General features: G+C 49.5%; 1 protein-coding gene. It reads left to right on the forward strand.

All coding sequences use genetic code 11. The annotated features are described in order from the left end of the window. Positions 1–297: integrase core domain-containing protein (locus BVJ53_RS14165; RefSeq protein WP_137296002.1), on the forward strand; the 297-nt coding region annotated here is incomplete at its 5' end. Between the last annotated feature and the right edge of the window lie 2 nt (positions 298–299).

A 299-nucleotide genomic window follows, 5' to 3' on the forward strand; every position in this document is an offset into this window, starting at 1 on the left:
CCGCTCATTCATACTGATCGTGGCTCCGCCTATACATCTAGGGCGTTCAACCGCTACCTTAGCCAGTTTGAAGTCACACGAAGCATGTCGCGACCGGGAACGCCCTATGACAACGCACCGATGGAGCGCTGGTGGAACGAATTTAAACTGCGGTGGATGGATCGTCATCCAATGGCAAAGACTTACAAGGAATTCGTCCAGCTCGTTGAAGATGGGATCCACTATTTCAATCACGATAATCGTTCAGGACAAAGAGACGGCCTTACCCCAGAAGAATACTGGAATAAGGCCATCTAAAA

Origin of the sequence: Lacticaseibacillus chiayiensis (assembly GCF_004123795.1) — a bacterium.
GTDB classification, from domain to species: Bacteria; Bacillota; Bacilli; order Lactobacillales; family Lactobacillaceae; genus Lacticaseibacillus; species Lacticaseibacillus chiayiensis.